The organism is Anaeromassilibacillus sp. An250, assembly GCF_002159845.1.
Classification (GTDB): Bacteria; Bacillota; Clostridia; order Oscillospirales; family Acutalibacteraceae; genus Anaeromassilibacillus; species Anaeromassilibacillus stercoravium.
On sequence record NZ_NFJK01000003.1, the window covers coordinates 123,135 to 144,746 of the forward strand.

Consider the following 21,612-nt stretch of genomic DNA (forward strand, 5'->3'; position numbering starts at 1 on the left):
CTCCAATCGCTGAGTTTATGCACGAAGGCCAAGCGGCACATAGAGCCGCCTATAGAAATCCGTTAGCGGCTGTTGCTGGTGTTCATATTCATGGATTTCGTGCTGGGGTTCCCGTAGGAGCGGGCGAAGTTAATCGTATTATAAATTTTAATGGTGGGCGCCAGCCAAACGCTTCCCGTCCCCCGGTATACATTTACCAAGCCTTCTCCGCTGACCGCCGAACCGATCAGCGACTTTGCGGAACGTTCTACCGTAAATTGCAGGGACGCTGTGCGGAGAATGGCAAAATTGCCGTCCACCTTTAAAGTATCATTTTGAAGTTCGATGACGTCGATTTCGCAGGACGGAACAGGGGATTCCAATACCACCAGCCCGGTGCCAGCAAGGGAGATCTGGAAAAGCCCCTCTCCACCGCCCAGAGCCGAAGAAATGCTCCTCTGCATAACGGGTTTGACGGCAACACTGCCCTGCGCGCAGTAAAACATGCCCTTATCCACAATGATCTCTTCATTATCCAACTGAAGAAGCAGAAAATGGTTGAAAGAGGGTTCCAGTACCAGCATTCCGCTGCCGCGGTATTCCGGCTGGGCAACGGCTTCTCCGGTGACAGCGCCGGAAAAAAGACGCCCCAAAGCGTTGCCGGCGGTCACCCCCGAAACCATTTCCAAAGGGCCGCGGAAATAGCTCATTGCGCCGGGTTCGACCGTTACCATATCGTTGGAGACATATACTGCAACCTGCCGGGCGCGAATATTCTGCTTTTCCATGAAATAGAGATCCATTGCCGCGCTGGTATTGGTAGAACCCAACAGATGTTGGTATTCCATCACGTCGATTTTTACACCGCCATATTCTGCGGAGTCGATAATTTTTATGTTTTCTCGGGTTCCTATTGCACTATACATGTCAGAAATCCGCCTTTCCTGTTCGATCGGATTCCCTTTGCCTCTTCCTGTGAACAATCCTTCCCCAGATGGTATCCCTTTGAAAGGGGTTCCAGTTTTTTTCTGCTAGCCGTTGGCAATGTACAAGGAAATCCTCTGCAAAAATTTAACAATTTAAACAAGGAATACGCTAAAAATATACAGATTCTATTATACTATGTCGAAGATAGGAATTCAATAAATTCGTTGTTAATTTTCATATTTAAGAAATTTGTAAAATATTGGAAACGGTTTGACCGAGTTCGACATAGAATATTTTATAAAAAAGTCCCCGTCCATTGTAAGGACGGGGAAACGGAGAAAGCGACCGGTTTTCTTTTTTATCGCCTGGGTTTGTCAAACTGCCTTTTCAATAGCTGTAAGGCCTTTTTCTCGATGCGGGATACATAAGAGCGTGAAATTTTTAAGCGCGCAGCGACCTCTCGCTGCGTGAGCGGATGGTCATTGTTCAGCCCATAACGCAGTTCAATGATGAGGCGTTCCCGTGGAGTAAGCACTTGTGCGATATAACGTTTGAGTTGTTCCGATTTAACTTTACAATCGAGATTATCGACAATGTTATCTTCTGTGGACATTACATCCATCAGGGTCAGGGCGTTTCCATCTTTATCCGTGTCGATCGGCTCGTTCATGGAAATGTCCTGCGCGCTCTTTTTTGCGGCGCGAAAATACATCAGGACCTCATTTTCAATACACCGCGCCGCATAACTGGAAAGGCGGATACCCTTCGTATGGTCGAACGTGTTGACTGCTTTAATCAGCCCAATGGTCCCAATGGAGATCAAATCGTCCTGGTCGCTTGTGTTGGAATAGTATTTTTTGACGATATGCGCGACCAACCGGAGATTGTGTTCGATCAATTCGTCGCGCGCGTGCCGGTCCCCATTTTTGAGGCGTTCGAGGCAGTTGCGTTCTTCCTCCGCGGTTAGGGGCCTGGGGAAAGAGCCAGCGCCTGTGACATGCAGAATGAAAAAAATCAGGCCGGAAAGCGCGCAGGAGAGCAGAGCTGTCAGCATAGAATCGCCCCAATCCAGATAAAATTTGGACGGCTTTCCTGCCGTCCGGTTCTTCTAACTATCTTATGGCGGGGGTGCTTGTTTGTTGCAAGTCCCTTGCCTTTCTTTGGGGCGCATTCCTATTTTTCAGTGGGCTGGAAACCACCATGGTAAGACTGCACAGTTTTTTAGAATCCAAAAAGAAAAACTCTGGCGGCTGCATTCTCTAGAATTTTTCCCTTTGCAATTAAGTCCGCAGGAATTTTGTTTATACTTTTTATATTGCAAAGAAGAAATTGTACGCTGCATTTGATTCTGCCCCGGTGAGAATGCTAATTTTGGAAGGGCTTTTCGATCCTCGGGTATGATGAAATGTGCAGTCCAAGATACGATCTGCATGGTATATCGTCTATACCATGCAGATGGATACATTTCCGGTTTAAGGGGGAATCACCAATGGGAATCCAATTGGTTGCGCTCGATATGGATGGGACCGTTTTGTTGGACGACCATCTGACCGTCACGCCTGCCGTGCGGCGCTCCATTGAGCAGGCGCTTGCGAAGGGGGTCACCGTTGTACCCGCCACAGGGCGGGTGGCGGCTATGCTGCCAAAGGTCTTTTATGAGTTGGACGGCATCCGCTATGTGATCAATTCCAATGGGGCGTCCGTATGGGATCGGGTGGAAAATCGCGTGATTTATTCGAATCCAATCCCCGCAGAGACCGTCCGGCAGATTCTTCAGATTTTGGAACCTTACGGCCTATTGACCCAGATCTACTGCGGGGGGAACATCTATGCGGAAAAGCGTTCCCTTGCCAGGGTGGTTGACCTCCCATTTGCGGTGGAATTTATTGAGAATATTCGCAAGACGCAGATCGAGCTGGACAGCTTCCAGACGCTGTTGGAGGAGCATCCGGAGGGTGTGGAAAAGCTGAATCTGGCCCATGTGGAGTCGGGATTGCGTGAAAAGCTGTGGAAGCAGTTTGAGGCGATGCCGGGCGTCACGGTGGTATCTTCGGCTGGAAGCAATATCGAACTAAACCGCGACGGGGCGAGCAAAGGGGATGCGCTGCATCATCTTTGCCAACGGTTGCAGATTCCCCCGGAGAATGTGATGGCTGTAGGGGACAGCGGCAACGACGTTGAAATGTTGCGGTATGCCGGGTGCTCCGTCGCCATGGAGAACGGGACGCCGGAGGCAAAGGCAGCGGCCAAATACCGTACGGCTTCCAACGAACAGGACGGTGTGGCACGCGCAATCGAACAGTTTGTTTTATAAGGCTCTTTATCTATATAAAAGGACGCGCCCTTTCTCATCCAAATGATGGGGAAGGGCGCGTCCTTTTTGAAAGATTCAGGCTGCAAAGGCGCAGCCATTTTTTCCGGCAGGCAGAAACGTTTTTACATCCGGTTCATGGATTCCAAATATTCGTCGTAGGTGCCGAGGCGGTCGATGATGCCGTCGTCCGTGATCTCAATAATCCGGTTGGCGACCGTCTGGATGAATTGGTGGTCGTGCGAAGCAAAGAGGACAATCCCCTTAAAGGCGATCAAGCCATTGTTCACAGCGGTGATGGATTCCAGATCGAGGTGGTTGGTGGGCTGGTCCACAACCAGGACGTTGGAACCGAACATCATCATCCGGGACAACATGCAGCGCACTTTTTCGCCGCCGGAGAGCACGTTGACCGGTTTTTGCACGTCGTCGCCGGAGAAGAGCATCTTGCCGAGGAAACTGCGCAGATACGTTTCCGTGGTGTCCTGCGCGTACTGTTCCAGCCATTTGATGATGCTCAGATCACAGCCGTTGAAGTATGCGGAGTTGTCCTGTGGGAAGTACGATTGGGTGGTGGATACGCCCCATTTGAAGCGTCCCTCGTCGGCTTCCAGTTCTTCCATCAAAATCTTGAACAGCGTCGTGGTGACAATATCATTTTTGGCGAGGAAGGCGATCTTATCGCCCTTGTTGACACGGAAACTGACGTTGTTGAGCACCTTGACGCCGTCAACCGTTTTGGAGAGGTTTTCCACCTCCAAAATTTCCTTGCCCGGTTCGCGGTCCATCGTAAAGCCGACAAACGGGTACCGGCGGCTCGAGGCGGGCATTTCCTCCACGGTGATCTTTTCCAGCAGCTTTTTGCGGGAGGTCGCCTGCTTGGATTTGCTCTTGTTGGCGGAGAAACGCTGGATAAACGATTGGAGTTCCTTGATCTTTTCCTCCGCCTTTTTGTTCTGGTCGCGCATCACGCGCTGCATCAGCTGGCTGGATTCATACCAGAAGTCGTAGTTACCCACATAGAGCTTGATTTTGTTGTAATCGATGTCGACAATATGGGTGCAGACATTGTTCAGGAAATGGCGGTCATGGGACACGACGATCACCGTGCCCTCGTAATCCGCGAGAAAATCCTCCAGCCAGGCGATGGACCGCACGTCGAGGTCGTTTGTCGGTTCGTCCAGAAGGATGATGTCCGGATGGCCAAACAGCGATTGTGCCAGCAATACCTTCACCTTTTCGTTGCCAGGCAGGGAGTCCATCTGGGAATACAGCAACATGTTGTCCAATCCCAAGCCCTGTAAGAGCTTTCCGGCCTCTGTTTCGGCCTCCCAGCCGTTTAGCTCTGCAAATTCCGCCTCCAATTCGGCGGCCAGGTCGCCGTCCGCATCGGAGAAGTCCTCTTTTGCATAGAGCGCGTCCTTCTGTTTTAAAACCTCATATAGGCGCGGATTGCCCATCAAGATGGTTTCAAATACGGTGTATGCGTCATATGCATGGTGGTCCTGCTTCAAAACGGACATGCGCAGCTTGGGGTCGATGATGACCTCGCCCTTGGTGGGCTCCAGCTCGCCGGAGAGAATCTTTAAAAACGTGGATTTTCCGGCTCCGTTCGCGCCGATGACGCCGTAGCAGTTGCCCGCCGTGAACAGAAGATTGACATGGGAAAATAGGTTCTGGCCGCTAAAACTGAGGCCAAGATCGGAAACGGTAATCATTGGCTTTGCTCCTTCATTGAAAATCGTAAAACATATTGTATTTTTTATTTATCAATATACATTTTGGAAAGACGAGGCGAAAAAACCTCTTGTGCAAATGCCACTCTATTCTATCATAAAAGGGAAAAAGCACCTATGGATGAAAACAATAAAGGAATGGGAAATTCCTTGTCATTTTTAAGGAAAACTGCTATAATCATAAGAATACAAACCCACATCAGCACAGGAGGGGTCCCATGAAGATTCAGGAGTCAGGCGAAAACTATTTGGAAACCATTCTGATATTAAAAAATCGAAACGGTTATGTGCGCTCTGTGGATATTGCCAATGAGCTCTCCTTTACAAAGGCGAGCGTCAGCCGCGCGATGAGCATCCTGCGCAAGGCGGGGCTAATTGTGATGGAAAAGAGCGGGAATATTGTCCTGACAGAGAGCGGTTTTGCGCGGGCCAGCGCCGTTTATGAGCGCCACACCGTGTTATCCGATTTCTTTCGCAAGGTTCTGGGAGTCGATCCGGAGACCGCCGTCCAGGATGCTTGCCGGATTGAGCATGTGATCAGCCAGGAAAGCTTTGACAAAATCAAGGAATATATAAAGGATCACGGATCAAATTCGTGATTTCGTTTCACAAAGAGGTGTTACCGAATGCAATTTATTTCTGCCCAATGTCCCCACTGCGGCAAGGAGCTTCAGCTGCCAGACGATGCACAGCAGGTGGTGTGCATGTATTGCGCAAAGCCGATCGATGTGCAGGAGGTGCTGCATGCGCAGGGGGATACAGATTCCTATCGCGCGCTGCTGCATACGGCAAAGGAATTGATGAAGGACGACGTGGTGGCTTACAAAGCCAATATCCAAGCGGTGAACAACCACGGGTATCCGGAGGCGTTCCAGGCGTATGTGGAAAAGCTGGCGCCAGCCTTGCGCGCGTTCTGTGTTGCGGCGGAGGCGAGTACAGCGCAACGCGCGGCAGAAGAATACAGCCTGTTCCTAATGGAGCGCTTTTTGGAGCTGTTCCAGAAGCTGCAAGTAAAAGAGAACGATACAACCTTTTTTGACTACCGGTATACGGTTGTCGCTTTTTTAATCCCCGCGATTTTGGAGCAGGGGCACGCGGCGACGGAGGCCCTGGCCGATCAATTCCTGGAAAAATGGAATAAGCAGTATCCCAAAAAGCCATTAGGAAAGGCGCGCTACGATGAGATCCGCCATGGATTCCGTCAAAGGCTATGTTTTATCACCACGGCCGTCTGTGAATTCCAGGGAAAGGCGGACGATTGCTACGAGCTCACCACCTTCCGCAAATTCCGGGACGATTGGCTTGCAAAGGCGCCGGGCGGAGAGCGGAAGATTCAGGAATATTACTTATACGCGCCAATGCTGGTGCAAAAAATTGACCGCCGGGCGGACCGCGGGGCGGTCTACCAGCGAATCTGGCAGGAGTATTTGCAGTCATGCCTCAAGGATTTGGAGGCCGGAAAACCGGAGGCATGTGCGCGTACCTATGAGGAAATGGTGCTGCGGTTGGAGCAGGAGTTCCTTCCGGCATAAAGAAAGCGAGGAAAGATAGATGGACGTCAATCGGCTGGAACAGCAAATGCGCTTTCTGGTAGAGGTGGACAAGATGAAGAGCGTCTACCGCCGGACCATCTTGATCGACAAGACGCGGCGGGAATCGGATGCCGAGCATTCCTGGCATTTTGCTTTGATGGCCATGCTGCTGGCGGAATATGCGGACCCGGAAAAGGTCGACTGCGCGCGCGTCATCCGCATGGCGTTGGTGCACGATTTGATTGAGATTTACGCGGGCGATACCTTTGCTTACGATGTGCAGGGAAACCAGGACAAACGGCAGAGGGAGACCGAAGCGGCGGATAAGCTCTTTGCACTGTTGCCGGAGGACCAGGCAGCGGAGATTCGGGCGCTATGGGAAGAGTTTGACGCAATGGAGACGCCGGACGCCCAATATGCGGCGGCCATTGACCGCTTGCAGCCCTTTTTGAACAACTACCTGACCCAGGGGCACACCTGGGGATTGGGCGGCGTAAAGAGCGCGCAGGTGTATGAGCGGATGGACCCCATCCGTGTGGCGCTCCCGGAGGTTTGGCCGTTTGTAGACAAGATGATTCAGGAGAGCATCGAAAAAGGCTATTTGGAAAAAGAATGATCATGATAAAAGCGGCGCTATCTGAACGTTCGGATAGCGCCGCTTTTTGCATTTATAGTGATCCTTCTGAGGAAGAAAAGAGGCTGTCCAATGTATATTTGCAACATTGGAGCACCAAAGAATTTTAAGAAATGTGATTTTCCTGAGCAACTTTATTCAGGTCGGCAAATAAGGATTCCGTGAAGCGGATAGTTCGCGGAACATTTGCGCTTTTAAATTGCTTATTGATCTGAAACATACGAAATATCTCACATTGTAATAAACATTTATTCCTTAGAATCCTTTTGGTTTGGTGGTGACATGTGTTCCATTGCATAGTCAATACATTGATTGATAAAAGCGCTGCGGCTTAAGTTGAATTCCGCAGATAGGCGGTCAATTTGTTCGATCTTCTCAGAACTCATTCGAATGGTAATCGGCTCTTTTTTATATGGCTTTGGAATGAATTTGGACATTTCACCTCACCTCTTGAAAAATTGTATTCTATATTCTATAGTATGAATAGAATTGAAAAACGATTACAAAAACGAATACAATTTGGAGGAAGAATATGAAAAGCTGTTGTTTTACCGGACATAGAGATTTACCAAGGGAAGCTGTAAATGCCATTCAAGGGCCATTGGCCAGGCAAATAGAAGCTTTCATTGCGGAGGGAATCGTCCATTTCTACGCAGGGGGAGCGCTAGGATTTGACTTTTTGGCGGAACAGGCGGTTTTAAAAGCGCGTGAACAATATCCACAGATTCGATTGATTTTGGCATTGCCATATAAAGGTCACGACCAAGTATGGAAGGAAGAAATCCGATCCAATTATCAACGCCTTATTGAGAAGAATGCCGACGAAATTCTATACATTTCGGATCACTATTTTCGCGGCTGTATGCAAAAGAGAAATCACTATATGGTCGACCACAGCGATGTTTGCCTTTCCTACCTGGTTTACCCAAAAGGTGGAACAAAATATACGGTAACGTATTGTCAGAAAAAAGGCATTCCGGTTATGAATTTGGCGCAGTTTATTCTTTAAAGTTCCTTCTTTCACCACGTTTCCCGAAGAAACCTTCTATATTTTGTGCAAAAAATCAATTGCCTTTCGTTGGACTTTTTGATAGAATAGCGATAATTTATCAAGTCAAAGCATCGAAGGTTTAAATCGAAAAAGTAGCTTAGGGGGAACAATTATGAGCAAAGAGGCAACCATTTGGATTGTCATCGCCATCTATGCCATCTTTATGGTGGTCATTGGCGTGGTAAACTCCAAAAACAGCGGCGGAATGGCGAGTTTCACCGTCGGCGGGCGCAATGCAGGCGCGTGGATTTCCGCGCTGTCCTACGGAACGGCGTATTTTTCCGCCGTTATGTTTATCGGGTATTCCGGAGGCTCCGGCTGGAGCTACGGGTTATATGCCACACTGGTGGGAATCGGAAATGCGGTGTTTGGTTCCCTCTTGGCGTGGATGGTGTTGGCAGGGCGCACCCGAGAGGTCACGCGGCGTCTCAAAATCAAATCCATGCCCCAGCTCTTTGAAATGCGGTATCAGAGCAACGGCATGAAGATTTTCTCTTGCATTGTGATCTTCATTTTCCTGCTGCCCTATTCGGCGTCCGTCTATAAGGGCCTAACCAGCGTATGCTCCATTTTGCTGAACATCGACGAACGGGTCTGCATGATTATGATCGCGGTGGCATCCGCGGTGGTGTTGGTGCTGGGCGGCTATATGGCCACCTTGAAGGCCGATTTTGTGCAGGGCATTGTGATGATGTTCGGCGTGGCTGCACTGGTGGTGATGGTTGTCATTTGTCCGCAGGTGGGCGGCCTTACAGAAGGCGTCCGGCGTATGAGCGATTATATGAAGGAAAGCGGCATGTCGCCGATGTCGTCGCAGACGGCCTTGTCCCTTGTGGCGACGATTCTCATGACCAGCTTCGGCACCTGGGGATTGCCGCAGATGGTTCATAAGTATTACGGCATCCGGGATGACCGGGAGGTCAAGCGCGGCACGGTGATTTCCACCTTCTTTGCTTTGCTGGTGGCGGGCGGCGGCTATTTTATTGGGTCCTTTTCCCACCTCTTCTTCGGCGATACCCTGCCGGAGGGTGGCAAGGATTACATCATCCCCAATATGCTGAACATGGCGGGGCTGTCCAATATCCTGATCGGCATTGTGCTGGTCCTCTTAATCTCAGCTTCGGTTTCGACGCTCTCCAGCATTACGCTGACGGCCTGCTCCACGGTCGCCATGGATTTGGTGAAAGGGAAGATCAAGCCAAAGATGAGCGATTCGCATGCTGCAATGTTCACGCGCATACTTTGCCTGATATTTGTCATCGGTTCCTATGTGGTTGCGAATTATCCCACGCCGATTTTGGAAATGATGTCCTATTCCTGGGGAATCATCTCCGGCGCATTCCTGGCGCCGTATGCCATCGCCCTGTATTGGAAGGGCATCAACCGCGCGGGCGCATGGGCAGGCATGTTGGGCGGTTTCCTGACGGCCTTTGTCCCGGTGGCGATCTCCGGCTTTACCACGCCGGACGGCCCGATCTATGCGTGTTTGGCCATGATTCTTTCGCCCATCCTCTGCGTCGTGGTGAGTAAAATCGCTTCCAAGATGGGGTGGAAGAGCGGCGAGCGGAATGACTTTTTCTATACCGGTACGGCGGAAGAATGGCGTGCCGCACATGGATATGTAAAATAAAATTTGCATGAGCGGATCTGACCGCGCTCCATTTTCTTGGGGCGCGGTTTTTTCATGCATAGACCTTGGAAATATTGGATATATTGTGGAATAGAATCCCTGGGGAAAGGACGCCTTGCAATATGGATAAAAATGGTATATAATAGAAATCAACATAGTTAGCATATGCTAACGAAAATAAAGGAGTGATCGAATTGAGCGAAAATAGAAAACTGGTTTTGATCCGCCATGGCGAGAGCGAGTGGAACAAATTGAATTTGTTTACCGGCTGGACAGACGTCGGCCTTTCCGAAACCGGCCGGCAGGAGGCGGAACAGGCGGGAAAGACCCTCAAAGAAGCCGGATACGATTTTGATATTTGTTATACCTCCTATTTAAAGCGTGCCATCCATACACTGAATCTCACCCTGGAGCAGATGGACCGCGAGTGGTTGCCGGTGGTCAAGAGCTGGAAGCTCAACGAGCGCCATTATGGGGCGTTGCAAGGATTGAACAAATCTGAGACGGCGCAGAAATACGGGGAGGACCAGGTGAAAATCTGGCGCCGCTCCTTCGACATCCAGCCGCCCGCCTTGAAGGAGAGCGACGAGCGCAACCCGCGCGGCCACGCGCAGTACCGCAAAGTCGACCCGCGTCAGCTCCCCCTGACCGAGAGCCTGAAGGACACCATCGCGCGTGTGATCCCCTATTTTGAGCAGGAGATTCGTCCCCGCATCGAAGCGGGCGAACGCGTGGTGATTGCCGCGCATGGGAATTCCCTGCGCGCGCTGGTCAAATATTTTGAGAACCTCTCCGAGGAAGAGATCGTCGGCGTAAACATCCCGACCGCCGTACCGCTCGTCTATGAATTTGCACCGGATTTTACCGTTGTGCACAAAGAGTACCTCGGCGACCCGGCGGTCATCGCCGCCAAAATGAAGAGCGTGGCAAACCAGGGGAAGGCCGGCAAGTAAATCGACAAGAACATTTGCATTTCGATCCCTTTGGCCCTGCCGTGAACGGAAACCCGCACACGGCAGGGCCGCTTTTGCTTTTCAAACCTGCAACCTGCACAGTTTTTGCCCGCCGGATTCCTGGATTCTTTTATTGTCATTCCTGGGGAAAAATAGTATAATATACAAATATTGGCGGGGCCCGTATGGGAGCGGAGCCCGCGGCCATACTGTAAGAATGGAGACATTCCGGCCCGTGCGGACATGGGCTTTTGATAATAAACGACATCGAAGAAAAGAGGATGTTTGATGGGCCAGTTGGATTTTCTGCCGGTGTTGCTCGGCAGCGACGTAAATGTATACGGCATGGCGCGGTCGTTCCACGAGGCGTACGGCGTCAAAAGCATTGCCGTGGGGAAGGGGCGCTTAAACGCGACCTCCAATAGCGCGATTGTCACCGTGGAGTGCGTGGAACCCAATTTGGAGGACGACGCGGTCTTCTGCAAGACGTTGATCGACTTCGCGGGGCGCTACCCAAACAAGACGCTCTTGTTGGTGCCCTGTGGCGACAATTATATCAAGCTGTTGGTGCGCAACCAGGACAAGCTGCGCCCCTATTACCGCTTTGAGTGCATCGACGAGCCGCTTTTGATGCGGTTGAGCATCAAAGAGAGCTTCTACCAGGTCTGTGAGGAGCATGGATTTGCATTCCCCAAAACGACGACCTGTTCTTACGAGAATTATAAGGGTGTGGAACTCCCCTTTGATTTCCCTGTGATTATCAAGCCGAGCAATTCGGTGGCGTATTGGAACTGCCATTTCCAGTATAAGAAAAAGGTCTTTGTGGCGAATAACCGCCAGGAATTCGAAGCTATTCTGGACGCCATCTATGGTTCCTCCTACAAAGATCACCTGATTTTGCAGGAGTACATCCCCGGTGACGACAGCAACATGCGCGTGATGAATTGCTATTGCGGGCGGGATAAAAAGGTGAAGCTGATTGCCCTGGGCCACGCGCTGTTGGAAGAGCATTCTCCCGAGGGGATCGGCAGCTATGCGGCGATCATCAGCTCGCACGACGATGCGCTTTCCGAGCAGATGCGCAATTTCCTGGAGGGCATCGGCTATGTCGGATTTGCCAATTTTGATATGAAGTTCGACCCGCGCGACGGGCGCTATAAGCTCTTTGAGATGAACCTGCGGCAGGGAAGAAGCAGCTTCTATGTGACTGCCGCCGGATATAATATGGCCAAATGGCTGGTGGAGGACGTTTTGGAGCACAAGGACCTCCCGTTGACCATTGCCACCAATGAGGTGCTTTGGAGCATCATTCCAAAGGACGTTATTTTCAAATATGTGCGCGATGAAGCGCTCAAAGAGAAAGCGCGTGCGCTCATCAAGGCGGGAAAATACTGCCAATCCATGCAGTATAAGCCGGACCGCAACTTCAAACATGAACTGGCCTTCTTCCTCAACCAGATGAACTATCGGAAGAAATATAAGAAATGCTTTGGCAATAAGGGGCTGCACGAATGAAGACGTTGGGTGTCATCGGGGGACTGGGGCCAATGGCCACCGCCTATTTCCTGCGCCGCATCGTGGAGATGACGGATGCGCGGACCGACCAGGAGCATCTGGATGTGATCGTACTGAACCGTCCCTCGATTCCAGACCGGACGGCATATATTTTGGACCGCACAAAGCCGTCGCCCTTGCCGCCGATTGTCGATGCGGCCAAAACGCTGGAACAGCTGGGGGCCTGCTGCATCGCCATTCCCTGCATCACCTCCCATGCGCTGTTTTCTGAGTTTTCCGCAGCTGTGGGAATCCCCTTTATCCATATTTTGCGTGAGACCGCCACCCACCTGAAGGAGAACGGCGTGGCAGCGGCGGGCATCCTAGCCACCACCGGGACGGTACGCGCGTCTTTGTTTCAGGATGCGCTGGCGGAGCAGGGGATCCGCTGCATTTTGCCGGATGAAGCGAATCAGCAACGCGTCATGAGTCTGATCTACGACGATTACAAGGCCGGGCGGCCACTGGAATGGGAAAAGTTCCAGCTTGCGTCCGATTTTGTGCGAAGGCAGGGCGCGGAGTGCATTGTCCTGGGGTGTACGGAGCTTTCGCTTATCAAGCGGGACCGTCCCGTGGGCCCCGGCGTGTTGGATGCCTTGGATGTATTGGCGCGGGCGAGCATCAAGCGATGCGGGAAACCCCTGCGTCCGGCTTACGAACAGTTGATTACGAGAGCATAGGGGCGGCTTGGACGTCTGCCCTTGACAATTGATGCATAGAAAAGGAGGTTATGCCCATGTGCGGCTTCGTTGGATTTTTTACAAACGGTTACGGCGGGGATCGAAATGCGGTCATCAAGGCGATGGCAGACCGCATTATACACCGCGGGCCGGATCAGGACGACTACTATGTGGATGACGATATGGCGTTTGGATTCCGCCGGTTGAGCATCATCGACCTGGAGGGCGGTTCCCAGCCGATTTTGAACGAGGACGGGACGAAGGTCCTGGTGTTCAACGGCGAGATCTACAATTTCCAGGAATTGCGCAAAGACTTGCTGGCCAAGGGGCATGTGTTTAAGACCTCCACGGATTCGGAGGTGCTGCTGCACGGGTATGAGGAATACGGCGCGGAGCTGCTGCAAAAGCTGCGCGGCATGTATGCCTTTGTGATCTGGGACAGCCGGGCAAAGAAGCTCTTCGGCGCGCGGGACATCTTTGGCATTAAGCCGTTTTACTACTACCAAAAGGATGGGGACTTCCTGTTTGGGTCGGAGGTCAAAAGCTTTTTGGAGCACCCAGCCTTCCATCCGGAACTCAACGAGGAGCGGCTTCCCGAATACATGTGTTATTCGTATATTCCGGATGAAGAGACCATGTTCCGCAACGTGTATAAGTTGTTGGGCGGGCATTATTTTGAGTACCAGAACGGCAAGCTCAGCATCCACAAATATTATGACATTCAATATCACATCGACGAATCCAAATCTCTGGAGGACTGGGAGGCGCGTATCACCGAGGAATTCACCAAGAGCGTGGAGGCCCACCAGATCAGCGATGTAGAGGTCGGCTGTTTCTTGTCCAGCGGCGTGGATTCCAGCTATGTCGTGCGCGAGGTTTCCAAGGTTGCGAAGGATGTAAAGACGTTTTCCGTTGGTTACGAGGAGGAAAAGTACAGCGAGCTGCCGTATGCGCAGGATTTTTCCAAGACCATCGGCGTGCAGAACATCAGCAATAAGGTGAGCGCGGACGAGTTTTTTGAGGCGAATCAAGCGATTCAGTATTATATGGACGAACCCTTGCCGAATCCGTCCGAAGTGCCGCTCTTCTTCTTGGCGCAGAACGCCCGGAAGTATGTGAAGGTGGTTCTCTCCGGCGAAGGGGCGGACGAGCTCTTTGGCGGGTACCCGATGTACCTGGCGGGGATGCATTTTGAGAAGTATCGGAAAATCCCGCGCGGATTACGCCGGGCGGCGGCGTCCATTGCGAAAAAGATGCCGAACTTTAAGGGCAAGAACTTCATTGTGCGCGGTAGCATGGAGCCGTACCAGCGGTTTATGCGCAGCAATTTTGTGTTTACGTATGGGGACGTGAACCGCTATCTGAAAAAGGATTACCATCAGAAGGACCCGGTGGACTATGCAAAGCCCTATTTTGACAAGGTCAAGGATTTAGATGAGCCGACGCAATTGCAGTATGTGGACATCCACACATGGATGCTGTTCGACATTTTGCAAAAGGCAGACCGCATGAGTATGGCAAATTCCCTGGAACTGCGCGTACCGTTCCTGGATAAGAAGATGTTGGAGCTGGCGATGCAGATTCCCTCCCGCTACCGTGTGCATGGCGATGTGACAAAGGTGGCCCTACGCGGTGCAGCGCTCAAACAGCTGCCGGAGCGCACAGCCAATAAAAAGAAGCTGGGATTCCCGGTTCCGCTAAACGATTGGCTGCGCCAGGATAAGTATTACAACATGGTTAAAGAAAAGTTTGAAGGGTCTGTTGCGGCGCAATTCTTCAATCAGCAGGCGATCATGAAATTATTGGATGATCACAAGGCGGGAAAAGCGGCCAATATGCAGCGCATTTGGTCCGTCTATTCGTTTATCCTGTGGTATGAGCAGTTTTTTGTGTTGGCGGTGAAGAAATCCGCGTAATAATCGTCAGAAATGATGGTGAGGTCTAAGGGCTTAGGAATTGTTTGATTCTCCTAGGTCCTTTTTGTTTTGTAAAGATTTATGGGGCAGAGAGAAAAGCAATTGGCTGTTACGAAAGAAAATCTCCCATCCTGGGTTTTGCCAGGGTGGGAGATTTGTGATTTGCAGGGAAAAGGTCTTCTCCTGCTTATTTTGCTTTGTGGATATGCTTAAGCCAATCGTCACAGCACAATGCTTGACTGGACGCACAGCGTCTTCCGCGGGCACACAGTGCCTTTCGCGCCTACGGCGGGCACACAGTGCCTCTCGCGCCTACGGCGGGCACACAGTGCCTCTCGCGCCTACGGCGGGCACACAGTGCCTCTCGCGCCTACGGCGGGCACACAGTGCCTCTCGCGCCTACGGCGTCCCCTAAGGAAGCAAACTGCGAAGGGTTTGTTTTCCGCTCCATATGGGAAGGCCCTACAGAAGCAAGAAAAACCACCTAAAGACCGGAAGCCATCCTTCCGCATCAGCTGTGAAAAAGAAAAGCATTGAATGATAGAAAAGGCCCCAACCCTGGGAACTCTCCCGGGGTTGGGGCCTTGTTGCTTAGAGGGAAGCTGCCTTCCCTTTTTATTTTTTATTTCCGATTAGCCAATGGCTACCGTGCAATGGACGCATAGCGTCCGTCTACGAAAGCATTTACGCAATCGTCACGGCACAATGTTTCACAGCGTTCTGGCCCGGCAGGGTGGTATAAACGCCCGTGCTCTGGCCCGGCGTGCCGATGGCATAGACTCTGTAGTAGTAGTCGTTGCCGATCTTCGCCACGAACTGCGTCTTCAGCACATCGCCGTTGCCGACCGTAAAGCTCGGCGTCATGGCGTTGCCATTGACGACTGTCATCTTGAAGCAGTATGCGCTGCCTCTCTTCAGGGTGAAGTTGACCGTCGTGTCGGAAACCACATACGCCTGCTGGCTGGTCACGCCCTGGGCTGCGGATACAACGCCCGCTGCGCCATATGCGTTGCCAATGTTCGCAGACGTGCTGCCCTTGCCGCTGTTGCCCGTGCCCGGCTTCTCCGCCTTGACCAGGCCGTTCGCCGCAGCTTCTAGGTTGGTATATGCCTTTGCGACCGCCTGCTCGTCTGCATTTGCATCCGCGGCAACCGTCTTCGCAACGCTCAATGCCGCCTTAAAGGCTGCCACGCTGCGGTCGGTGTAGCCGTCCAGATCCTTCTGCTCCATCTCCGCGATCAGCTTGTTCAGCTCATCCTTGTTCGGAATCTTGCGCAGGGCTGCCATCGCTCTCGTCAGGGCCTCGGCCTTCGCATCCACGTCGGCCTGGTCTGCATCTGCGTTCAGAAGCAGTTCCTCTGCCTCTGCCAATACCGTGGTAAAGGTATCGAACGCCTCATCCTGGATATAGTCGTCCGGATCGAAGGTGTTCGCTTCGTCCACCAAGCTTTGCAGCTCGCTCATATCCGCACGGAATTCCAACTTTTCAATCGCTGCCTGCAAGTTGTCATATGCCTCGTCCACGTCCGCCTTCAGCGGGTTCTCCTCAGCATAGACGTCCTTCGCCGCGTTGAGCGCTTCCTCGAAGCCCTCGGTCGTGCCCGGCTTGAACTCGTCCAGGCGCTCCGCCAGCTGCTCCGCGAGGTTGATCAGCGGCAGCAGGATCTCCTTATCGCCCGCTTCGAATTCCAAGAGGTGCATCGCATCCAGCAGGTCGCTCCACGCTTTGTTGACCTCTTCCTGGGTGGCATTCGCGTTGTCATAAACGGTCTGCGCATTCTCCAGGGCGTTTTCGAAGAATTCCTTCGCCTGCGGCACCAGGCCGTCGATCACGTCCTGCGGCACCGCGTTGGCCTGCTCCAGGACAGCTCCCAGGATGCTCTTATCCACGCTTGTGAACGTGAAGCGCAGGGTCGTGCCCTCGTTCGGCATCGTGAAGGTGTACGTGCAGCCGTCCGCTGCAAACTCGATGTCCTCGCCGTTGAGCTGCGCTCCGGAGAACGCGCCCTTGGTCGGGGTGAAGGTGAAGACCAGCTCTTCGCCCGGCATCACCTTTGCGCCGTAGACCGCATCTGTGGAGATGATCTCCTCCGCATTGCCCTCGACGCTCATGGATGCGTTGCCGCTCCATTGTACCGTCAACAGCTGTGGCTCTTCAATACTGCTGCCAGCCAAAACGACTTGGATGGTGACAGCACAAGGGGGCATGACAAATGTATATGTGCCATCTTCCTGCGGGGTAACGTCAACCGTAAATCCATCTTCGTCAATGACCGTTACCGATTCGACGTACTTTCCACTTTCGACATCCGCCACGGTAACAGTGACGAGATCGTTTTCTAGGGCTTCGGCTTGGTCAACTGTGACCGTCGCCGTTCCACCTGTTACATCTGCCACGGAGACATCATACGTTGGAGGATTCACCAGGTCGCCCCATGCATCGAAGGTGTACAGGGAATACCCAAAAGAGGTACTGCGCGACACGCCCTGCATGCGGAGATAGCGGCCCGTTCCCTGGACTTCCAAAATCTGTTCCCCGTCCTCAGAAGCCGTGCCGGAATAAATGGTCGTGTAGGTTTGGTTATCGTCTGAAGTCTGGATGAGATATTCCGTTGCATAGGCCGCTTCCCAAACGAGACGAACCTTATTGATGTTGTACATATCGCCGAGATCGATGGTGATCCAAGCATTGTCGAGGTCTTCCGCAGGAGAACCTTCGATATAGGAACTCCAGCGGGTAGAATCGCTGCCATCCGTTACATTGTTGGCAGGATAGTCTTCCTCTTCAAGGCTTGCGAAGGCCTTTTTGCCTTCTGCAATGCTGACCGGACTAGTATCGATGGTCCAGGTGCGCGTACTGGAAACCGTTTCCCCATCGCGGACATAGGAAGCCACAACGGTATATTCACCGGTGGTGGTTCTGGGAATGCGGACGGTAAAGTTCTGTACTTGGCGGTCCCCGCCGTCCGGATCTCCTGCCGCTTTCACATCGTATGCAATGGTTTCACTGGAGACTTGCTGGCCGTCTTTTTCCACAGCCAAAGTGACTTCCAGACCGTTCAGATCTTCGTTTAGTTCATTGACGATAGTAACAGGCAATTCTTTGACCGTGCCCGGGCGGACGGTCTCCGACCAGTCTTTGATGATGATTCCGACCGGTGCGAATGCATTGCGGAACGCTTCCTTGATGCAGGGGCGCACCGTTGGGTCGGTGATGTCTGGCATCAAAATATCACTGGTGGCGCCGCCCGCGTTCGGTTTGGAATACGTCAAGCCAGCGAAGTGCATGATGCCCACATAGTGGCGTCCTTCACGCCAGAATTCCGTCGTCTGTGCAATCGCTTTTGCGTAGAATTCCAGGCGTTCTTCGCGTGTTGCATCAGGCATCCATGTGTTGTAATATCCGCCGGTCAGCGAGGTTGGGTCCCCATAGCGGTCCAACCAGAGCCAGCCATACTCATTTAGGATTTTGGGGTTGTCGTTTCCCCACGAGTCCCGGTTACTGCTCTTCATCTCGGTGTTGGGGAAACTGTTCAAATCAGACAGAGTAAACGAATTATTCAGGAATAGGTACGGATGGCATTCACAGGAGTCCGTATCGCTTTGCGGCTCCGTCCAGCCGTTGTCCCAAGGACGGTTCTGAATATCGTAATCGCGCGCTGCGCGAATGGTCGCCGAGTATTCCGGAAGGTTCGTCGCCTCATTTTGAATATCCCAGATAATCAAAGACGGATTATTGCACCGTTCATCCATCCAGGTGAGGATTTCCGGCGTGAGGGTTTCCTGGGTGCAGCCATCGGAGCAGCCGCCAAAAACGGCGTATTCGTCCATAATCAGCATGCCTTCTTCATCGGCAATGTCATACCAGATGTCCGGCGCAAAGCCAACGTGGAAACGGAAAGAATCCCAGTGCATGTCCTTAAACTCCTGATAGAGCGCGCGCGCCCAGTCGGGATCAAAGGGATGGTCTGCACGGAGCGGATCCTCATAGAAGCGGTTCATGGCGATATTGGTGCCATTCAGATAATGCACTTTGCCATTCAACATGGGAAGTTTTGTATCCGGATCAAAGTAGAAAGTGCGCATACCAAAGCGGTCGGAATACGTGTCGCCGCTGGTGATGACTTCAATCTCATACAGGAAGGGGTTGTCCGGTGTCCAGAACTTGTCCTCTGTGCAATCCGCAATGGAGATCGCATCGACGTCAAATTTCATGCTGCTGTTGGCCGGAACGGTGACACCCGGTTCCGTATATGTGCCAACCAGCTTCTTTTCCTGGGTGGGTTCCCCGTTTTCATAGACGCCCAGCTCGTAGATGTGGAAAGTGACATCCGTCGTCACATCGGTATCCGATGTGTTTTCCAATGTGGTGCGGGCCTGGATGGAGCCATTTCCCAGATCGGGCGCGGTTTGCAATGCAGTGACCGTCGGATCGTCATTGAGAACCAGCGTCACGCTGTCGATGATTCCAGAATAGAAGGAATTGCGTTCGCCGTCGGTACCGACATGCGCCGGGCAGTTGGGATCGTCCCTTTGCTGGATGTAGTTCCCTAGCATAATGACGATTTCGTTTTCACCCGCATGGAGATAAGGGGTGATGTCTGTGTTCGACGAGGTATAGTTGTATTGGTAGTCGCCGGCATATTGTCCATTCACATAGATGTAGCGCCCATAGTATGCTTTTCCAATGCGTAGGGTCGCATTGCCCGTGGGAGCATCCGGCAGGGTGACCGTCGTGCGATACCACAATGCGGAAGTCACATAATTGGGCATTTCGATGCTCGCCTGATCCCAGAATCCGGGAACGGGGATAGAGTTGTCAAAGGTTTGGGGGATCGCCTGCGGGACAGCGTCCCCAGCGGCGAATGATGTACTGGTGCATTCCCAGATGCCATTCATGTTGAGTTCCAGACGTTCGCTTCCTTCCGGCAAACGCTCCACTGTGAAACGGTCGATTGGCTTTGCATAACTGAAGGAGATGCTGTCCAGATACAATTCCCCATCATCAAGGAGTGTGATGGACACGGTATCCCCAGACTGAAGGGGGATCTCTTTCTCGCCGGCACTTGCATAATAGTGGGGACGGGTAGCCGCGAGTGTCATTTCTTTTGAAGAACCGTCAATTGTGAGGGATACAGGTGTATCCAACTCTGTGCGGTATTTCAAATTATAAACATTGATTTCCCCGATATCCTCCGGAATGGTAAAGGAGACGGATTGGCCTGCCTGGTCCAGCTTGGCAACCGTTCCAATTGTGGACATGATATCTTCCGTAACAGTTGCGCCATTCAAAGTGGCGTTTTTCGCCAGCACCGTGCTGGCGGCAATGTTTTCTTCTGTATTGAGCGGTCCATAGGAGAGCGTGAAGTAGTCCAGGTTTACGTCCACCTGCGGGACCAATTTCACTGTAGAACCCTCTGGAATATAGAGTGCATCGGACTGGGCAATCTTCAGGGAGTCCATGTACCAGCCCTGCGTGGTCGAGAAGTTGATGGCGCCGATCTCTTCGTAGTTCCCATCGTCCTGGAGCAGATACACAAGGATCGTAGCGGTGTTCGGGGAGGCGTATGCAACGGAGATGCGGTTTGCCTGTGTGGTGCTTTCCAAGACAAACCCTTTTCCACCGGTGCTTCCCATGTATGCTCCGCCACTAGCGGCTTCATCCTGGACGATTGTCCCGCTGATGACGTTGTTATCCGCATCGACAACGGTGGTGCTTTCCGCCTCAAAGCGAGAAGAGGGAACGCGGTAATAAGTGGGGATAATGGTCAAGTCGCTGTCCGCTTGGCAGACGAGCGTCCCGTCCTCCTGGACTTGGCCGATCATTTCCTCGCCATTTACCAAGACGGATTCCAATTCGCAATTGTCCGATGGCAAAAAGCGGATAAGGGTCTCTCCACCTTTCGGGGCCCAAGTGCCAGTGGAGCAGATCGTCCAACCATTGGAAGAACTTTCAATCGCTACGTTGACCGTATCCGTTGTAACGGGCTGCTCTTCGGAAAGGGTTCCGTATACTTCAAACTCATAGAGCGAGGTGCCGTAATCTTGGCGGTATACGGAATTTGCATACATACGGATGTAACGGCCTGTTCCAGAGAGCTCCAGGTTCTGGACGGATGCTCCGCTGGCGGAACCGTTGTAAATGGTGGTAAACGTTGTGTAATCGTTGGATACCTGGATGTCGTAATCCGGCGAATAAGCGGCTTCCCAATTGAGAACAACGCGGGAAATGTCATAGACAGCGCCGAGATCAATGCAGATCCAGTTTTCATCTGTGGGGCCGTGCTGCTGCGGATAATAAGGACCGGAAGCCCATCGTGTGCTAGTGGTTCCATCCACCGCCATAGATGGGGTGATCTCCGGATTATTATAATCGGCGCGGCTTGTAGTAGCTGGTTTGTTTAATGCGATGTTCTCTTCCGCTGCAAAGGCTGCCGTGGGAGAGAATCCGATGCAGGTTAGCACCATGGACAGCGCTAATAAAAGCGCTGTAAGCCTCTTTTTCATAATCTGTTGTTTCCCCCTTTTTTCAAATGCTGTTTGCTTTGGACTTTTTGTATACGGCCCTCCTTTCTGTAATAGCAGATTCAGATTTGGATTCCCCAAATGATTGATAAAGTTGAAAAAATACTTCAAGGTTATATATAATATAATCACAAATTAAAATGAATTTCAATCTACTTTATAGAATCATTCAACAAAAAAGCGC

General features: G+C 52.0%; 15 protein-coding genes. 10 read left to right on the top strand and 5 right to left on the bottom strand.

Going from position 1 to position 21,612, the window contains the following annotated elements; translation table 11 throughout:
- Positions 1 to 62 precede the first annotated feature (62 nt).
- Both B5F54_RS03670 and sigK read right to left on the bottom strand, forming a co-directional pair.
- Positions 63 to 905, bottom strand: coding sequence for an AIM24 family protein (locus B5F54_RS03670; protein WP_087230669.1), 843 nt, complete (start codon positions 903 to 905; stop codon positions 63 to 65).
- Between the two features lie 359 nt (positions 906 to 1,264).
- Complete coding sequence (gene sigK / locus B5F54_RS03675; protein WP_087230671.1) at positions 1,265 to 1,960, bottom strand: RNA polymerase sporulation sigma factor SigK; 696 nt, start codon at positions 1,958 to 1,960, stop codon at positions 1,265 to 1,267.
- Positions 1,961 to 2,395: 435 nt separating this feature from the next.
- On the opposite strand from sigK, the gene B5F54_RS03680 reads away from it, so the two are divergent.
- Positions 2,396 to 3,220 carry a Cof-type HAD-IIB family hydrolase gene (locus tag B5F54_RS03680; protein WP_172749539.1) on the top strand — a complete coding sequence of 275 codons (825 nt, stop codon included), beginning with the start codon at positions 2,396 to 2,398 and terminating at the stop codon, positions 3,218 to 3,220.
- 122 nt (positions 3,221 to 3,342) lie between these two features.
- Here B5F54_RS03680 and B5F54_RS03685 read toward each other — a convergent pair whose 3' ends face one another.
- Positions 3,343 to 4,935: an ABC-F family ATP-binding cassette domain-containing protein gene (locus B5F54_RS03685; protein ID WP_087230677.1), complete on the bottom strand. Its 1,593-nt coding sequence runs from the start codon at positions 4,933 to 4,935 to the stop codon at positions 3,343 to 3,345.
- A gap of 236 nt (positions 4,936 to 5,171) precedes the next feature.
- Here B5F54_RS03685 and B5F54_RS03690 point away from each other — a divergent pair, with 236 nt between their 5' ends.
- From B5F54_RS03690 to B5F54_RS03700, 3 genes are read left to right on the top strand one after another with little or no spacing between them, the layout of a single operon-like run.
- The gene (locus B5F54_RS03690; RefSeq protein WP_087230680.1) at positions 5,172 to 5,552 is read left to right on the top strand and encodes a metal-dependent transcriptional regulator; all 381 of its coding nucleotides are present in this window, start codon (positions 5,172 to 5,174) and stop codon (positions 5,550 to 5,552) included.
- 27 nt (positions 5,553 to 5,579) lie between these two features.
- Positions 5,580 to 6,485 carry a CFI-box-CTERM domain-containing protein gene (locus tag B5F54_RS03695; RefSeq protein ID WP_087230683.1) on the top strand — a complete coding sequence of 302 codons (906 nt, stop codon included), beginning with the start codon at positions 5,580 to 5,582 and terminating at the stop codon, positions 6,483 to 6,485.
- A 19-nt stretch (positions 6,486 to 6,504) separates the two neighbouring features.
- On the top strand, positions 6,505 to 7,101 hold the full coding sequence (locus B5F54_RS03700; protein WP_087230686.1) for an HD domain-containing protein: 597 nt from the start codon (positions 6,505 to 6,507) through the stop codon (positions 7,099 to 7,101).
- A gap of 266 nt (positions 7,102 to 7,367) precedes the next feature.
- On the opposite strand, the gene B5F54_RS03705 is transcribed toward B5F54_RS03700, so the two are convergent.
- Positions 7,368 to 7,556, bottom strand: coding sequence for a hypothetical protein (locus B5F54_RS03705; protein ID WP_087230688.1), 189 nt, complete (start codon positions 7,554 to 7,556; stop codon positions 7,368 to 7,370).
- A gap of 95 nt (positions 7,557 to 7,651) precedes the next feature.
- On the opposite strand from B5F54_RS03705, the gene B5F54_RS03710 reads away from it, so the two are divergent.
- The 6 genes from B5F54_RS03710 to asnB all read left to right on the top strand — a co-directional run bounded on the left by B5F54_RS03710 (position 7,652) and on the right by asnB (position 14,903).
- Positions 7,652 to 8,128, top strand: a complete 477-nt coding sequence (locus tag B5F54_RS03710; RefSeq protein WP_087230692.1) for an SLOG family protein — start codon at positions 7,652 to 7,654, stop codon at positions 8,126 to 8,128.
- 154 nt (positions 8,129 to 8,282) lie between these two features.
- The gene (locus B5F54_RS03715) at positions 8,283 to 9,800 is read left to right on the top strand and encodes a sodium:solute symporter family protein (protein ID WP_087230695.1); all 1,518 of its coding nucleotides are present in this window, start codon (positions 8,283 to 8,285) and stop codon (positions 9,798 to 9,800) included.
- Between the two features lie 194 nt (positions 9,801 to 9,994).
- A complete protein-coding gene (gpmA, locus tag B5F54_RS03720) occupies positions 9,995 to 10,753 on the top strand; it encodes a 2,3-diphosphoglycerate-dependent phosphoglycerate mutase (protein ID WP_087230698.1) in 759 nt (252 codons plus the stop codon).
- 288 nt (positions 10,754 to 11,041) lie between these two features.
- Positions 11,042 to 12,268 (top strand): carboxylate--amine ligase, encoded by a 1,227-nt coding sequence (locus B5F54_RS03725; RefSeq protein WP_087230701.1) that lies wholly within the window; start codon positions 11,042 to 11,044, stop codon positions 12,266 to 12,268.
- Positions 12,265 to 12,987 (top strand): aspartate/glutamate racemase family protein, encoded by a 723-nt coding sequence (locus B5F54_RS03730; RefSeq protein ID WP_087230704.1) that lies wholly within the window; start codon positions 12,265 to 12,267, stop codon positions 12,985 to 12,987. The genes B5F54_RS03725 and B5F54_RS03730 overlap by 4 nt, the downstream gene beginning before the upstream one ends.
- Before the next feature lie 56 nt (positions 12,988 to 13,043).
- On the top strand, positions 13,044 to 14,903 hold the full coding sequence (gene asnB / locus B5F54_RS03735; protein ID WP_087230707.1) for an asparagine synthase (glutamine-hydrolyzing): 1,860 nt from the start codon (positions 13,044 to 13,046) through the stop codon (positions 14,901 to 14,903).
- 684 nt (positions 14,904 to 15,587) lie between these two features.
- Here asnB and B5F54_RS03740 read toward each other — a convergent pair.
- Positions 15,588 to 21,410, bottom strand: a complete 5,823-nt coding sequence (locus B5F54_RS03740; protein WP_087230710.1) for a discoidin domain-containing protein — start codon at positions 21,408 to 21,410, stop codon at positions 15,588 to 15,590.
- Positions 21,411 to 21,612 lie beyond the last annotated feature (202 nt).

Bases quoted from the DNA above. Each gene is read 5' to 3' on its own strand.
- B5F54_RS03670 (WP_087230669.1), bottom strand. From the start codon at position 905: ATGTATAGTGCAATAGGAACCCGAGAAAACATAAAAATTATCGACTCC.
- sigK (WP_087230671.1), bottom strand. From the start codon at position 1,960: ATGCTGACAGCTCTGCTCTCCTGCGCGCTTTCCGGCCTGATTTTTTTC.
- B5F54_RS03680 (WP_172749539.1), top strand. From the start codon at position 2,396: ATGGGAATCCAATTGGTTGCGCTCGATATGGATGGGACCGTTTTGTTG.
- B5F54_RS03685 (WP_087230677.1), bottom strand. From the start codon at position 4,935: ATGATTACCGTTTCCGATCTTGGCCTCAGTTTTAGCGGCCAGAACCTA.
- B5F54_RS03690 (WP_087230680.1), top strand. From the start codon at position 5,172: ATGAAGATTCAGGAGTCAGGCGAAAACTATTTGGAAACCATTCTGATA.
- B5F54_RS03695 (WP_087230683.1), top strand. From the start codon at position 5,580: ATGCAATTTATTTCTGCCCAATGTCCCCACTGCGGCAAGGAGCTTCAG.
- B5F54_RS03700 (WP_087230686.1), top strand. From the start codon at position 6,505: ATGGACGTCAATCGGCTGGAACAGCAAATGCGCTTTCTGGTAGAGGTG.
- B5F54_RS03705 (WP_087230688.1), bottom strand. From the start codon at position 7,556: ATGTCCAAATTCATTCCAAAGCCATATAAAAAAGAGCCGATTACCATT.
- B5F54_RS03710 (WP_087230692.1), top strand. From the start codon at position 7,652: ATGAAAAGCTGTTGTTTTACCGGACATAGAGATTTACCAAGGGAAGCT.
- B5F54_RS03715 (WP_087230695.1), top strand. From the start codon at position 8,283: ATGAGCAAAGAGGCAACCATTTGGATTGTCATCGCCATCTATGCCATC.
- B5F54_RS03725 (WP_087230701.1), top strand. From the start codon at position 11,042: ATGGGCCAGTTGGATTTTCTGCCGGTGTTGCTCGGCAGCGACGTAAAT.
- B5F54_RS03730 (WP_087230704.1), top strand. From the start codon at position 12,265: ATGAAGACGTTGGGTGTCATCGGGGGACTGGGGCCAATGGCCACCGCC.
- asnB (WP_087230707.1), top strand. From the start codon at position 13,044: ATGTGCGGCTTCGTTGGATTTTTTACAAACGGTTACGGCGGGGATCGA.
- B5F54_RS03740 (WP_087230710.1), bottom strand. From the start codon at position 21,410: ATGAAAAAGAGGCTTACAGCGCTTTTATTAGCGCTGTCCATGGTGCTA.